Annotated in this window: 11 protein-coding genes and 1 pseudogene; 7 read left to right on the top strand and 5 right to left on the bottom strand. The window is 72.2% G+C overall.

Annotated elements, in window-relative coordinates:
* Positions 1–3: 3 nt before the first annotated feature.
* Positions 4–2286 (top strand): heavy metal translocating P-type ATPase, encoded by a 2283-nt coding sequence (locus OG295_RS22335; protein ID WP_371678468.1) that lies wholly within the window; start codon positions 4–6, stop codon positions 2284–2286.
* A gap of 357 nt (positions 2287–2643) precedes the next feature.
* On the opposite strand, the gene OG295_RS22330 is transcribed toward OG295_RS22335, so the two are convergent.
* Positions 2644–3933, bottom strand: coding sequence for a citrate synthase (locus OG295_RS22330; protein WP_266839123.1), 1290 nt, complete (start codon positions 3931–3933; stop codon positions 2644–2646).
* A gap of 182 nt (positions 3934–4115) precedes the next feature.
* A complete protein-coding gene (locus tag OG295_RS22325) occupies positions 4116–6362 on the bottom strand; it encodes an ATP-dependent RecD-like DNA helicase (protein WP_371678467.1) in 2247 nt (748 codons plus the stop codon).
* Positions 6363–6838: 476 nt separating this feature from the next.
* Between OG295_RS22325 and OG295_RS22320 the strand changes: the two genes are divergently transcribed.
* The 3 genes and pseudogenes from OG295_RS22320 to OG295_RS22310 form a co-directional block, all read left to right on the top strand.
* Positions 6839–7084: a hypothetical protein gene (locus tag OG295_RS22320; RefSeq protein WP_371678466.1), complete on the top strand. Its 246-nt coding sequence runs from the start codon at positions 6839–6841 to the stop codon at positions 7082–7084.
* A 217-nt stretch (positions 7085–7301) separates the two neighbouring features.
* A complete protein-coding gene (locus OG295_RS22315) occupies positions 7302–7844 on the top strand; it encodes a DUF937 domain-containing protein (protein WP_371678465.1) in 543 nt (180 codons plus the stop codon).
* 132 nt (positions 7845–7976) lie between these two features.
* Positions 7977–8489 (top strand): annotated as a pseudogene (locus OG295_RS22310) (GNAT family N-acetyltransferase); the annotation flags it as partial.
* On the opposite strand, the gene OG295_RS22305 reads toward OG295_RS22310, so the two are convergent.
* The gene (locus OG295_RS22305; protein WP_371678464.1) at positions 8440–9363 is read right to left on the bottom strand and encodes an EamA family transporter; all 924 of its coding nucleotides are present in this window, start codon (positions 9361–9363) and stop codon (positions 8440–8442) included. The pseudogene OG295_RS22310 and the gene OG295_RS22305 overlap by 50 nt on opposite strands.
* 83 nt (positions 9364–9446) lie before the next feature.
* Here OG295_RS22305 and OG295_RS22300 point away from each other — a divergent pair, with 83 nt between their 5' ends.
* Positions 9447–10403: a LysR family transcriptional regulator gene (locus OG295_RS22300; protein ID WP_371678463.1), complete on the top strand. Its 957-nt coding sequence runs from the start codon at positions 9447–9449 to the stop codon at positions 10401–10403.
* Positions 10404–10458: 55 nt separating this feature from the next.
* Positions 10459–12240: a glycoside hydrolase family 3 protein gene (locus OG295_RS22295; protein ID WP_371681266.1), complete on the top strand. Its 1782-nt coding sequence runs from the start codon at positions 10459–10461 to the stop codon at positions 12238–12240.
* 25 nt (positions 12241–12265) lie between these two features.
* Here OG295_RS22295 and OG295_RS22290 read toward each other — a convergent pair whose 3' ends face one another.
* Both OG295_RS22290 and OG295_RS22285 read right to left on the bottom strand, forming a co-directional pair.
* On the bottom strand, positions 12266–13702 hold the full coding sequence (locus tag OG295_RS22290; RefSeq protein ID WP_371678462.1) for an aminopeptidase: 1437 nt from the start codon (positions 13700–13702) through the stop codon (positions 12266–12268).
* 84 nt (positions 13703–13786) lie between these two features.
* Complete coding sequence (locus OG295_RS22285) at positions 13787–14152, bottom strand: hypothetical protein (RefSeq protein ID WP_371678461.1); 366 nt, start codon at positions 14150–14152, stop codon at positions 13787–13789.
* Positions 14153–14455: 303 nt separating this feature from the next.
* On the opposite strand from OG295_RS22285, the gene OG295_RS22280 reads away from it, so the two are divergent.
* The gene (locus OG295_RS22280; RefSeq protein WP_371678460.1) at positions 14456–15010 is read left to right on the top strand and encodes an EF-hand domain-containing protein; all 555 of its coding nucleotides are present in this window, start codon (positions 14456–14458) and stop codon (positions 15008–15010) included.
* Positions 15011–15017: the final 7 nt, after the last annotated feature.

Below are 15017 nucleotides of genomic sequence, written 5' to 3'. Positions count from 1 at the left end.
AACATGACCAGCACAGTGCACGACGGGCCCATAACGGCGGTCGAGCTCTCGATCGGCGGGATGACCTGCGCCTCCTGCGCCGCCCGGATCGAGAAGAAGCTCAACCGGATGGACGGCGTCGAGGCCACGGTGAACTACGCCACCGAGAAGGCCCACGTCTCCTGCACGGGGGACGTGCGGGTCGCCGACCTGATCGCCACCGTCGTGAAGACCGGGTACACCGCGCAGGAGCCCGCGCCCGCGCCCCCGCCCCCGTCCCCCGCCACGGCCGACGGGGCCGGACCGGAACGGGAAGCGCGGGGGCCCGCCGGGCCCGACCCCGAACTCGCCGCGCTGCGGGAGCGGCTGCTGGTCTCCGCCGTCCTCACCCTGCCCGTCGTCGTGCTCGCGATGGTCCCGGCCCTCCAGTTCGACAACTGGCAGTGGCTCTCGCTGACCCTGGCCGCGCCCGTGGTCGTCTGGGGCGGCTTCCCCTTCCACAAGGCCACCTGGACGAACCTGCGGCACGGCGCGGCCACCATGGACACCCTGGTGTCCATCGGCACCCTCGCCGCCTTCACCTGGTCGCTGTGGGCCCTGTTCTTCGGGCAGGCGGGCACGCCCGGCATGCGGCACGGCTTCGACGTGGGCGCCTCGCACGCGGACGGCTCCTCCGCCATCTACCTGGAGGTCGCCGCCGGAGTCGTCACCTTCATCCTGCTGGGCCGCTATCTGGAGGCCCGCTCCAAGCGGAAGGCCGGGGCCGCCCTGCGGGCCCTGCTGGAACTGGGCGCCAAGGACGTGGTGGTGCTGCGCGCCGGCCGGGAGGTCCGCGTCCCGGTCGCCGCGCTCGTGGTCGGAGACCGTTTCGTCGTCCGACCCGGCGAGAAGATCGCCACCGACGGCACCGTCGTCGAGGGCTCCTCCGCCGTGGACGCCTCGATGCTGACGGGGGAATCCGTCCCGGTCGAGGTGGCCGTCGGGGACCCGGTGACCGGAGCCACGGTCAACGCCTCCGGGCGTCTCGTCGTCGAGGCCACCCGGATCGGGGCCGACACCCAGCTCGCCCGGATGGCCAAGATGGTCGAGGACGCGCAGAACGGCAAGGCCGCGGTGCAACGGCTCGCCGACCGCGTCTCCGGCGTCTTCGTCCCCGTCGTCCTGCTCCTCGCACTCGGCACCTGGGTCGCCTGGCTGCTCATCACCGACGACGCCACCGCCGCCTTCACCGCCGCCGTGTCCGTCCTGATCATCGCCTGCCCCTGCGCCCTGGGCCTGGCCACGCCGACCGCGCTGATGGTCGGCACCGGACGGGGGGCCCAGCTCGGCATCCTGATCAAGGGCCCCGAGGTGCTGGAGTCGACCCGCCGGGTGGACACCGTCGTCCTGGACAAGACCGGGACGGTCACCACCGGCCGGATGACCCTGTCCGCCACCCATCCCGCCGAGGGGGTCGACGCCGGCGAACTGCTGCGCCTGGCCGGCGCCCTGGAGCACTTCTCCGAGCACCCGATCGCGCGGGCCGTCGCCACGGCGGCCGCGGAGCTCACCGAGGGGCTGCCCGTCCCGGAGGACTTCCGCAACCACGGCGGGCTCGGCGTCGAGGGCACCGTCGAGGGACACGCCGTCCTCGTGGGCCGCGAACGGCTGCTGGCCGACCGGTCGGTGCCGCTGCCCGCCGCGCTCGCCGACGCCAAGGAGGCCGCCGAGGCCACCGGCGCCACGGCCGTGCTGGTGGCCTGGGACGGAACGGCCCGCGGGGTGCTGAGCGTGGCCGACGCGGTCAAGGAGACCAGCGCCGAGGCCGTGACCCGGCTGCGCGCACTGGGCCTGACCCCGGTCCTGCTGACCGGCGACAACCGGGCCGTGGCCGAGACGGTGGCCCGCGAGGTCGGCATCGACGAGGTCATCGCCGAGGTGCTCCCGCAGGACAAGGTGGACGTGGTCCGCCGGCTCCAGGCCGAGGGCCGGACGGTCGCCATGGTGGGCGACGGGGTCAACGACGCGGCCGCGCTGGCCCAGGCCGACCTCGGCCTGGCCATGGGCACCGGTACCGACGCGGCCATCGAGGCCGGGGACCTGACCCTCGTACGGGGCGACCTGCGGGTGGCCGCGGACGCCATCCGGCTCTCCCGCCGCACCCTCGCCACCATCAAGGGCAACCTCTTCTGGGCCTTCGGCTACAACCTGGCGGCGCTGCCGCTGGCGGCGGCCGGGCTGCTCAACCCGATGATCGCGGGGGCCGCGATGGCCTTCTCCTCGGTCTTCGTGGTCACCAACAGCCTGCGGCTGCGGTCCTTCCGCTAGTGGCCCTCCTCCCCCGGCCCTCCACAGTTCCTTCACTGGAGACGCAGATCACAGTGATCGCAACGTAACCATCCGGGGTCGACACGGGTCTAATAGGGCGATGCCAGAAACGTCTTGGGGGATGTTTCACGGAGGTCTTGGGGGACGTCCCGGGCATCTGCCGGCCGGGACGCGTGCCCTCGGGAAGCCTTGAGCGGCCCTCCCGACCCGAACGGGTCCCGGCACACACCGACGCCCCGGCGCGGATCCCGTGGGGGGAATCCGCTGCCGGGGAAAAGGAAAGCGCCCCGACCGTCGACCCGTGGGGGGATCGACGGCGGGGCGCTTTTCGTACGCTCAGGCCTCGCGGGCTCGCGGTCAGCGGGCCTCGACGGGGACGAAGTCGCGCAGGACCTCGCCGGTGTAGATCTGGCGCGGGCGGCCGATGCGGGAGCCGGGCTCCTTGATCATCTCGTGCCACTGGGCGATCCAGCCGGGGAGCCGGCCGAGCGCGAAGAGCACGGTGAACATCTCGGTCGGGAAGCCCATGGCCCGGTAGATCAGACCGGTGTAGAAGTCCACGTTCGGGTAGAGGTTGCGCGCGACGAAGTACTCGTCGGCCAGCGCGTGCTCTTCCAGCTTGAGCGCGATGTCCAGCAGCTCGTCGCTCTTGCCGAGCGCCGAGAGGACGTCGTGCGCCGCCGCCTTGATGATCTTCGCCCGGGGGTCGAAGCTCTTGTAGACGCGGTGCCCGAAGCCCATCAGGCGGACGCCGTCCTCCTTGTTCTTCACCTTGCGGATGAAGGCGTCGACGTCGCCGCCGTCGTTCTTGATGCCTTCCAGCATCTCCAGGACGGACTGGTTGGCGCCACCGTGCAGCGGGCCCCACAGGGCGGAGATGCCGGCGGAGATCGAGGCGAACATGTTCGCCTGCGAGGAGCCGACCAGACGCACGGTGGAGGTCGAGCAGTTCTGCTCGTGGTCCGCGTGCAGGATCAGCAGCTTGTCGAGCGCCGAGACCACGACCGGGTCCAGGTCGTACTCCTGGGCCGGCACGGAGAAGGTCATGCGCAGGAAGTTCTCGACGTAGCCGAGGTCGTTGCGCGGGTAGACCACCGGGTGGCCGACCGACTTCTTGTACGCGTACGCGGCGATCGTCGGGAGCTTGGCCAGCAGGCGGATCGTCGAGAGGTTGCGCTGCTTCTCGTCGAACGGGTTGTGGCTGTCCTGGTAGAACGTCGACAGCGCGCTGACCACGGAGGACAGCATCGCCATCGGGTGCGCGTCGCGCGGGAAGCCGTCGTAGAACCGCTTGACGTCCTCGTGCAGCAGCGTGTGCTGGGTGATGTCGTTGCGGAACGACGCGAGCTGGTCGACGGTCGGCAGCTCACCGTTGATCAGCAGGTAGGCGACCTCGATGAAGGTCGAGCGCTCCGCCAGCTGCTCGATCGGGTAACCGCGGTAGCGCAGGATGCCCTGCTCGCCGTCGAGGTAGGTAATCGCGGACTTGTAGGCGGCGGTGTTTCCGTAGCCGCTGTCCAGCGTGACGAGCCCGGTCTGGGCCCTCAGCTTCGAGATGTCGAAGCCCTGGTCACCGACAGTGCTTTCGACCACCGGGTAGGTGTATTCACCGTCCGCGTACCGGAGTACTACAGAGTTGTCGCTCACGTCATCCCTCACCGACGTAGTGCCTCTTCTTCGAGGTGCCCTGACTGCCTCTACCTTCCCCCATTTGGCGCAGGAAAGTGCACTCGGGGTCGGCCTTTGGTCTATTTGACGGCACTGAGTGCCTTCAACCTGCTCATCCTGCCCCCTCCACACCGTGGCGGATACCCCAAATGATCGATCATCTAGGTGATGTTTCCCACCGGTATCCGACCGGACAGCCTGGCGGCGACCGCCGTGTACCTCCTGCCTGCGGAAACGGTACGCACCGCCTGCCCCAGGGCCTTGCGGGACCCGACCAGGACGACCAGTTTCTTAGCCCTGGTCACCGCCGTGTAGAGCAGATTTCGCTGGAGCATCATCCAAGCCCCGGTGGTGACCGGGATCACGACCGCCGGATATTCACTCCCCTGGGAGCGGTGGATGGTGACGGCGTACGCGTGGGCGAGCTCGTCGAGCTCGGCGAACTCGTACCCCACCTCCTCGTCCTCCTCCGTCCTGACGGTCAGCCGCTGTTCGTCGAGGTCAAGCGCGGTGACCACGCCGACGGTGCCGTTGAAGACACCGTTGGCCCCCTTCTCGTAGTTGTTGCGGATCTGGGTGACCTTGTCACCCACCCGGAAGACCCTGCCGCCGAACCGCTTCTCGGGCAGGTTCGGCCGGGCCGGGGTGATCGCCTGCTGCAGCAGGCCGTTGAGGTTCCCGGCGCCGGCCGGGCCGCGGTGCATGGGGGCCAGCACCTGGACGTCACGCCGCGGGTCCAGACCGAATCTGGCCGGAATTCGACGGGCGGCCACGTCGACGGCGAGCAGACCGGCCGCCTCGGTGTCCTCCTCGGGGAAGAGGAAGAAGTCCGGCAGCCCGTCGGTGATCGGCGGGACCCCGGTGTTGATCCGGTGCGCGTTGGTGACCACGCCCGACTGCTGGGCCTGGCGGAAAATCCTGGTCAGACGGACGGCGGGGACCGGGCCGCCCTCGGCCAGCAGGTCCCTCAGCACCTCTCCGGCCCCCACCGAGGGGAGCTGGTCCACATCGCCGACGAGCAGCAGGTGCGCGCCCGGGGCCACGGCCTTGACGAGTTTGTTCGCCAGGAGCAGATCCAGCATCGAGGCTTCGTCCACCACGACGAGATCGGCGTCCAAGGGCCGGTCCCGGTCGTACGCCGCATCCCCGCCCGGCTTCAGCTCCAGCAGCCGGTGCACGGTGGAGGCCTCGGCCCCCGTCAGCTCCGACAGCCGCTTCGCCGCCCGGCCGGTGGGGGCGGCGAGCACCACCTTGGCCTTCTTCGCACGGGCCAGCTCCACGATCGAGCGCACCGTGAAGGACTTGCCGCAGCCCGGCCCGCCGGTGAGGACGGCGACCCGACGGGTGAGGGCGAGGCGGACCGCGTCCCGCTGCTCGGGCGCGAGGGACGCCCCGGTGCGCCCGGCCAGCCAGCCGAGCGCCTTGTCCCAGTCCACGTCCCGGAAGCCGGGCATCCGGTCCTCCTCCGCGTTCAGGAGCCGCCGGACCTGCCCGACCAGGGACAGCTCCGCGCGGTGGAAGGGCACCAGGTACACGGCGGTGAGGGGGTCCGGGCCGCCCTGGGGGTCCGGCACGGACTCCCGTACGACGCCTTCCGGATCGGCGGCGAGTTCGGCCAGGCACTCGATGACCAGGCCGGTGTCCACCTGGAGCAGCTTGACCCCGTCGGCGATCAGCCGCTCCTCGGGGAGGAAGCAGTGGCCCTGGTCGGTGGACTGGGACAGGGCGTACTGGAGGCCGGCCTTGACCCGCTCGGGGCTGTCGTGCGGGATGCCGACGGCCTGGGCGATGCGGTCGGCGGTGAGGAAGCCGATGCCCCACACGTCGGCGGCGAGCCGGTAGGGCTGGTTCTTGACCACCGAGATGGAGGCGTCACCGTACTTCTTGTAGATCCGCACGGCGATGGAGGTGGAGACGCCGACGCCCTGGAGGAAGACCATGACCTCCTTGATGGCCTTCTGCTCCTCCCAGGCGGCGCCGATCATCTTCGTCCGCTTGGGGCCGAGGCCGGGGACCTCGATCAGGCGCTTCGGCTCGGCCTCGATGACGTCGAGGGTGTCGGTGCCGAAGTGCTCCACGATCCGGTCGGCGATCTTCGGGCCGATCCCCTTGATGAGGCCAGAGCCGAGGTAGCGGCGGATGCCCTGGATGGTGGCGGGCAGCAGGGTCGAGTAGTTCTCGACGCTGAACTGCTTGCCGTACTGGGGGTGCGAGCCCCAGCGGCCCTCCATGCGCAGGGACTCGCCGGGCTGCGCGCCGAGCAGCGATCCGACGACGGTCAGCAGGTCCCCGGCGCCGCGGCCGGTGTCGACCCGGGCGACCGTGTACCCGCTCTCCTCGTTGGCGTAGGTGATGCGTTCCAGCACCCCCTCGACCACCGCCAGTTGCACCGCCCCGTTGGTTGTCATGGCACGAAACTACCGGCAGGCGCCGACAGGGGGCCGGGGCTCCTGTGGACAACGTCACCGCCCGCGTTGCCGCGGCCCGTGGCCGAGCGGACAATCGGCGGTGTGCCGGCACGTCGGGCGCGCCCGTAGGGCGCCGGGGCGGCTTCCTCCCGACAGTGCCCTCCGGCGACTGCGGAACGGAAATCCCATGATCCCCACGACACCCAGCCGACGCATGCGTCGCTTGTGGTCACTGCCGCTCGGGGCGGGAGTGCTGTGCGGTCTGGTCGCGTGGCCGTCGTGCCCGCGGCGGCGGTGCACGACGTACCTGCCCAACCCGCCCACCCTCCAGACCCTCCGTCTGGACGGCGCGGACGCCACCGTCACCTTCACGGACAACTCCGAGCCGGACCTCGCCTTCTTCGTCACCCTGAGGGAACAGGGCGATCCCGCCGCCGCACCCGTGAGGAGGCAGCTCCCGGGCCCCGCCGTCCCGGGTGTGGGGCGGTCGGTCATCGGGCACGTTCAACGGGTTCCAGTGCTCGGCCGTCGGCGCTTCGGGCGGAGCCACCGGTGGCTTCCGCTGCACGGGCGGCACCCTGAAGGCGGGCGAGAAGGGGCAGATCCCGCTCCTGGCGACGGTGGCCAAGAAGGGCTTCGGTGCCGTGCACGCCTCCATCAGCGTGGCCGGCGACACGAACGCCAGCAACAACTCCTCCACCTACACCGTCCAGACCAGCTGACCGCGAAAGGGGTCCGGCCTTCCGGCCGGACCCCTTCACGGTTACCCCTCCCTCGTCGGACTTCCCGATCCCCCCGGATCCCCTCCCGGAAGTGCCGACGCACCGTACGACCCCCGATCGGCCCGCAGGGTTGCACGCCGACCGCCGGATTTGCCTTTCCGTTACCAAACGCCTACCCAAGGTGCCAGCGAATCGGGACGGACGTAGCGTTTCCGGCATGAGCGAATCTTCATTCCAGGACGACGTGCTGGGCGAGCTCGGCGACGACAGGCTGACCGAGATCGCGGGACTGCTCGGCACCGACGCCGACGGCGCGCGCGCCGCGGTCGGCGAGACCGCCGGAGCCATGGCCGGAGGCCTCCGGGAGAAGGCCGCGGCCGAAGGCGAGGACGGCGAGGTGCGCCAGGCCTTCGCGGAGGTGGCCGAACCCCCGCTGCAGGGCGTGGCCACCCTCGGCGGCCTCGGCGGGCTGCTCAGCGGCGGCATGATGGCCGGAGTGCTGGCGAAGCTGAGCAAGCCCGTCGCCAACGCCGTCTCGAAGAAGACCGGCATCCCGGCCGCGACCGTCAGCCGGGTCATCGAGGTGCTGATCCCGGTGGTGCTGGCCGTCTTCGCCAAGCGTGCCGCGGACGGCAAGGCGGGCGCGGGCGCCCCGACGGCGGACGGCGCCCCGGCCCCCAGCGCGGCCCCGGCGGCGGGCGCGGACGCCGGCGGGCTCGGCGACCTGCTCGGCCAGATCCTGGGCGGCGGCAAGAAGTAACCCGTACGGCACGGCGCGTGGCGCGGACCGGGACGTGCGGGCCGTCCCCCGGTCCGCACCGCGCGCCGTCCCGCCGGTCCGGGCCGCGCGCTATCCTCGGGCGCCATGAAGCCCCCTGCGCTCCCTGAGGACAGCCCCGGCCGGCCGGTGCGGCTGCGGGACCCCGAGCCCGGCGACCTGGGCTGGATCGTGCAGCGCCACGGCGCGCTCTACGCGGCCGAGTACGGCTGGAACCAGGAGTTCGAGGGCCTGGTCGCCCGGATCGTCGCGGACTTCGCCGGCGACCACGACCCCCACCTGGAGCGGGTCTGGATCGCCGAACACGAGGGCCGCCCGGTCGGTTCGGTGATGTGCGTGCGCGAGGAGGGCGCCCCCGGCACCGCCCGGCTGCGGCTGCTGCTGGTGGACCCCGCCGCGCGCGGGCTGGGGGTGGGCGCCCGGCTCGTGGACGCCGTCGTCGCCTTCGCCCGTTCGGTGGGCTACCGCGAGCTGGTGCTGTGGACCAACGACGTGCTGGTCTCGGCCCGTTCCCTCTATCTGCGGGCCGGGTTCACCCTGGTCGCGGAGCGCGCGCACCGCTCGTACGGGGCCGACCTCACGGGGCAGGACTGGCGGCTGTCGCTGCGGGAGGACGCCCCGCGCTGACGGCGGCCCGCCGGCCGGCCCGCGCGGGGGTCAGGGAGGTCAGCCCGACGCCGCCGACCAGCAGCACCGCCGCCAGCCAACGCGTCCCCGAGATCCCCTCACCGAGCACCAGCGCGGCCGAGGACATCCCGAAGACCGGCACGAGCAGGGAGAACGGCGCCACGGAGGAGGCCGGGTAGCGGCGCAGCAGGTAGCCCCAGGCGCCGAAGCCGAAGACGGTGGACACCCAGGCGACGTAGCCGATGACGGCGACCCCCGACCAGTCCAGGGCGCGCAGCGCGGCCAGGTCCCGGTCGGGCCCCTCCAGCAGCAGCGAGAGGGCGAACAGCGGGATCACGGGGACGGTGCACACCCACACCATGAAGTTCAGGGCGTCCGGCGGGGCGGCCTTGCGGGTGAGCACGTTGGACACGCCCCAGCAGGCGGCGGCCGCGACGACCAGGACGAAGCCGGTGACCGGCCCCGAGACGCCCCGGTCGACGGCGGCGACCCCGATGCCGGCCAGGGCCACGGCCATGCCCAGCACCCGCACCGGGCCGGGCCGTTCGCGCAGCACGACGGCGGCGAGGACGGCGGTGAAGACGGCCTGGATCTGCAGGACCAGGGAGGACAGCCCGGCCGGCATCCCGGCGGCCATGCCGGTGAACAGCAGCCCGAACTTGGCGATGCCGAGGGCGGCGCCGACCCCGAGGATCCACTTCCAGGCGACCTTGGGGCGCCCGACGAAGAACACGGCGGGCAGCGCGGCGACCAGGAAGCGCAGCGCGGACAGCAGCAGCGGCGGGAAATGGCCGAGGCCGATCTCGATGACGACGAAGTTGAACCCCCAGACGGCGGCGACGAGTACGGCGAGTGCGGTGTGTACGGGACGCATTCCCCGAGCATCGGCGACCCCGACCATGTAGCACCAGCGCGGATTTCTTCCCCGTTGGATGAAGCGATGCTTACGATTGGCGCATGCTCGACCTCTCCAGGCTGCGCGCCCTGCACGCCGTCTCCGTCCACGGCTCGGTCGCGGGCGCGGCGGCCGCCCTCGGCTACACCCCTTCCGCGGTCTCCCAGCAGATCGCGAAGCTGGAGCGGGAGACCCGCACCACGCTGCTGGAACGGCGCGGCCGCGGGGTCGCCCTCACCGAGGAGGCCCGGCACCTGGCCGACACGGCCCGGGAGCTGCTGGCCATCGTGGAGCGGGCGGAGACCACCCTGGAGGAGCGGCGCGGACGGCCGAGCGGTCTGCTGACGGTGGCCGCGTTCGCCTCGGCGGCGCGCGGCCTGCTTCCGGGGGTGCTGGCCGACCTGGCCCACCGGCATCCCGCGCTGGACGTACGCCTCACGGAGGTGGACCCGCACCTCTCGGTGGACCTGGTGGCCCGCGGGGTCACCGACCTGGCGGTGGCGCACGACTGGGACATCGCCCCGCTGCCGGCCCCCGAGGGGGTGGAGCAGGCGGTGATCGGGGACGACCGGTGCGACCTGGTGGTGCCGGCCGGGCACCCCTTCACCACCCGCGGGGCGGTGCGGCGGGCGGACCTCGCGGGGCAGCGGTGGGTGTGCCAGCCGCCCGGACGGGTCTGCCACGACTGGCTGGTGCGGACCCTGCGCACGGCCGGGCTGGAGCCGGACATCGCGCACGTGGCCGAGGAGAACCACACGATCGTGGCGCTGGTCGCCGCCGGGCTGGGCATCGCCGTCGTGCCGCGGCTGGGGACGGGCGCGCTGCCGCCGGGCGCGGTGGCGGTGGCACTGGAGCCGGGCCCCGTACGCCGGTTGTACGCCCTGTGGCGGACGGGGGCGGCCCGCCGGCCGGCGATCACCGAGGCCGTGCGCGCCCTCCAGGAGCACTGGCCCGCCGCGGCCCCCCTTCCGGGGGACCTCCCGAGTGTCCCCCGGGCGGACGGTGCGGCCCGCCAGTAGGGTCCGGCGGGTGCCGTACCAAGCCTCCCGCCGGGCCCTGCTCGCCGCCGCCGCCATGGCCGCCGTCACGGCCGCCGGGACCTCCTCCGCCGCCGTGGGCTCCCGCGCCACCGCACCGGACGACTCCCGCTCCCCGCAGGAGCCGTTGGGCCGCCACCCGGACCGGTCCCGGCTGCGCGCTGCGGTCTCCCGGATGAGCCTGCCCGAGCTGGTGGGGCAGCTGTTCGTGTCCCGGGCCTACGGGCACTCCGCGACCGATCCCGACGCGGCGGACGCCGAGCTGAACCTGGCCCAGTTCGGGGTCCGCACGGCCGCCGAGGTGGTCACCCGCTACCGCCTGGGCGGGGTCGTCTACTTCGGCTGGGCCCACAACACCCGGACCCCGCACCAGATCGCCGGGCTGTCCGACGGTCTCCAGCGGGCGGCGGCCGGCTCGGGCGCCGGGATCCCGCTGCTGCTCTCCACCGACCAGGAACACGGGGCCGTAGCCCGGATCGGCCGGCCGGCCACCCTGCTGCCGGGGGCGATGGCGCTGGGCGCGGGCGGGTCCACGGCCGACGCCCGCCGGGCGGCGCGCGTGGCGGGGTCCGAGCTGGCGGCGCTGGGCGTCCGGCAGGACTACGCCCCGGTGTCGGACGTGAACGTGAACCCGGCAAATCCGGTGATCGGCGTACGGTCCTTCGGCGCGGACCCCCGGGCGGTGGCGGCCCTGGCCGCGGCCCAGGTGCGCGGCTACCAGGGGGCCGGGGTGGCCGCGACGGCGAAGCACTTCCCGGGGCACGGGGACACGGAGACCGACAGCCACGTCGGGCTGCCGGTGATGCGGCACACCCGCGCGCAGTGGGAGGAGCTGGACGAGCCGCCGTTCCGGGCGGTGGTGGAGGCGGGCGTGGACGTCGTGATGACGGCGCACATCGTCTTCCCCGCGCTCGATCCCTCGGGGGATCCGGCGACCCTCTCACGGCCGATCGTCACCGGCATCCTGCGCGAACGCCTCGGCTTCCGGGGGGTGGTGGTGACCGACGCCCTCGACATGGCGGGGGTCCGCCAGAAGTACGGGGACGACCGGGTCCCGGTGCTGGCCCTGAAGGCGGGCTGCGACCAGCTGCTGAACGCCCCGGACCTCGCCCTCGCGCAGCGCAGCGTGCGGGCGGCGGTGGAGTCGGGCGAGCTGACGCGGGAGCGGATCGGCGAGTCGGTGCTGCGGATCCTGGAACTCAAGGCCCGCCGCGGCCTGTTCGAGGACCCCTACACCTCGGCGGCCCGGGTGGACGCGGTGGTCGGCACGGGCGGGCACCTGGCGGCGGCGGACGAGATCGCGGCGGCCACGACCACCCTGCTGGCCAATCCGCGGGGCCTGCTGCCGCTGGACGCGGCGGCCGGGCCGAAGCTGCTGGTCACCGGGACCGACCCGGTCTCCCCCACGGGTACCACCGGCCCGCCCACGACGGTCCTGGCGCGGGAGCTGACGGCGCTGGGCTGCCGGGCGACGGCGCTCGCGCCCGCCGGGGCGCCGGCGGCGGCCCCTGGCCACGCGGCGGTGCTGGTGTGCACGTACAACGTCCCGGAGGGCGAGAGTCCGCAGCGCGCGCTGGTGGCGGACCTGGTCGCGACGGGCGTCCCGGTGGTGCTGGTGGCGATCCGCAACCCGTACGACCCGGCGCGGCTGCCGGAGTGCGCGGCCGAGCTGGCGACGTACTGCTGGACGGACGTGGAGATGCGGGCGGCGGCCCGGGTACTGACGGGTGCGAGGCGGCCCGCCGGCCGCCTCCCGGTCCCCGTACCGGGCCGCTACCCCCTGGGCCACGGGCTGTCGTACCCGCCCGTGGCCCGGTAGCCGTACTCCCTGAAACGACCGGGGACTACGGCCGCAGCTGCGGCTCGTGCCTGAGGTCGACCTGGTCGAGCACCGGGTCCGGCGCGGCCAGCGGCGCGGGGGCCTGGGCCCGGCCGGACAGGGTCTGGGCGGGGGCGACCCCGGCCCACTGGAGGATCTTCGCGGTCGCGAGGGCCTTCTCGCCCTCCTGGAGCTTGGCGACGTTGGCCCCGTGGTTGGCGCCCGGCGCGATCATCACGTAGCTGTCGCGCACGGTGTACCCGAGGTGGAAGGGCTCGGCGCCCCACGGGTCGTTCTGCCCGTAGACGAAGAGCATCTGGTTCGCGTTGTTGCGGACCCAGTTGTCCACGTCCGCCATGACGCCCGGCTGGAAGGTCATCGGGATGTCGCGGGGCACGAAGGTGCGCGGCGGCTGGTAGCCGTAGCGGCTCAGGCCCTTGAGGTGGGGCTGCTTGATGTCGGGCGAACCGAGCTGCGTACCGGCCTGGTAGTAGTACGGCGTGTAGGTCTCCAGGCCCTGGTCGGCGTAGGCCGAGAAGCCGGAGATGGTGTCCACCGTGTCCCAGATCTCCTGGTCGCTCGCGGTGGCGGCGGTCGGGATGGCCGCGCAGTCGGAGAGCAGGCTGTACTGCCAGAAGGCCCAGGTGTAGTCGAGGACGACGGCCTCGAAGGCCCTGTCGAGGCTGCCGACCGTGGTGAAGGTCCAGCCGTTCGCGGCGGCGGCGGCCGTGTACTTGGCCTCCAGCGGCTCGCGGCGGACCAGGGCCTCGCGCTGCACGTTGTTCAGCTTGTCGCGGCACTCCTTGGTGCCGACCTTGGTGAAGAACCGGTCGTAGGCCGAGTCCTCCTTGTTGACGACGTCGTTGGGGGCGACGTACGCGACGACGCCGTCCATGTCACGCGGGTAGTAGCGCTCGTAGTACGTCGCCGTCATACCGCCCTTGCTGCCGCCCGTGGCCAGCCAGTTCTTGGGGTAGACCTTCTTCAGCGCGGTGAAGATGCGGTGCTGGTCGCTGGCGGCCTGCCAGATGTCCAGGTTCCCCCAGTTGGCCGGGTCAGGCCGGGAGGGGGTGAAGAATCGATACTCCAGGGAGATCTGGTTGCCGTCGACGATGGTCGTCGGCTCACTGCGGCGCGGGCTGGTGTTGACGTTGTAGCCCGAGGTGAAGAACACCGTGGGCCGCGAGACGTCCTTGTGCAGCAGGGTCAGGCGCTGCTTGAAGGTGCCCTTCCACGGCTGCCGGTGGTCGACCGGCTGCTCGTAGTTCAGTACGAAGAAGCGGTACCCCGGGTACGGCTTCTCCTCGATCAGGCTCATCCCCGGAATGCTGAGGATCTGGTCCTTGATGTCCGTGGCGGCGGCAGGCCCCGCGGCGGTGGCCGCTTGTGCCGTGGCGCCGGCCGCGCCCATGGTGCCGATCAGCACCACGAGCGACAGCAGCCATCCGAGCGTCTTGCGCATTCACCCTCCCCTTGAGTTCACTGTGGTCGCCGTGAACCTAGCGGGGGCAACACGCCCATGAACAGTCCCAGTTGGGTCGCGAGCTCAGCACAGGATCCAGCCGGAATCGACGGATCCGGCCGCCACTCCGCCCTTTACATACACACATCGGTTGATCGCCCCCACGCTGACGGGGCCCGCGTACCGGGTGAATTGCCCCGCATCGCCCACCGGGACGCCACCACGTGGCTGAATACTGACCCACATGTGACGGCGCTCCCCGGCCCGCAGGGCCACCGTCACCGCGCACACCCGGTCCCGGCTCTTGTACACGCGGACCTCACCGGTGGCGAAGGGCAGCGCCTCGACCAGCTCGCCCGGGCACCCGCCGGTCGCGGCCTGCGCCGGAGCGGCCGCGAACACCGCCCCCACGACGAGCCAGAGCGCCGCCCCGAACGCCCCCAGGGACACGGCCCTCCCCCGGCCACGCCCCTCCCTGCCCCGCACCTCGCGCACCTTCTGCCCCTGACGCAGCACCCTTGAGCCCCCGATCGGCCGTACGCAACACGTACGCACGTACGACGCGCAGGCGCGGCGGAAGGTTGCGCACGGCGACCGGACCCGGGCCCGCGCCCACGGGCCCGGCCCTACCCCGTAAGAGTGCATCCCCGACTTCCCGGCGGGAGAGCGGGAGTTCGCGACCGACGGACAGATTACGCTAGGTGGCCGAGTGACCGCTCAGCGTATCCGTGGTAGCCGTGAAGGGCATCTGACATGACGAACGATCTGCTCGACCGCAAGCTGGAGCGCGCGTTCGCGCACCTGGACGCGGACTCCAACGGCGTGATCGACGAGCAGGACATGATCGCGCTCGGGTCCCGCCTGCTCTCGGCGCTGTCGGAGCCGGCCACCTCCCCCAAGGCGGCCGACGTGTTCCGCGGCCTCACGGACTTCTGGGTGGACCTGTTCAACGAGCTGGGCGTCGGCGAGGACCAGAAGCTCACGCCCGAGCAGTACCGGGACGGCATGACCCGCCTGTACAAGGACGGCGGCCCCGCGTACGAGAAGTCCTTCCGGCCGATGATGAAGGCGATCCTCACGGTCGTCGACACCAACGGCGACGGGCACATCAGCCCCGAGGAGTTCCACACGGCGCAGCTGGCCTTCGACACCAAGCTGGAGCCCGCCGACGCGGACGTCCTCTTCGCGAAGATCGACAAGAACCACGACGGCTACCTGTCGCTGGACGAACTCCTCGACGCCGTACGCGAGTACTACACCGGGGACGACGAGGACGCCCCCGGCAACCTGCTCTTCGGCGAACTCTGACCGGACG

The sequence above is a fragment of the Streptomyces sp. NBC_01276 genome (assembly GCF_041435355.1).
Classification (GTDB): Bacteria; Actinomycetota; Actinomycetes; order Streptomycetales; family Streptomycetaceae; genus Streptomyces.
Note: the sequence above shows the minus strand (reverse complement) of the source record. Positions and strands in the feature narration are given on the sequence as shown.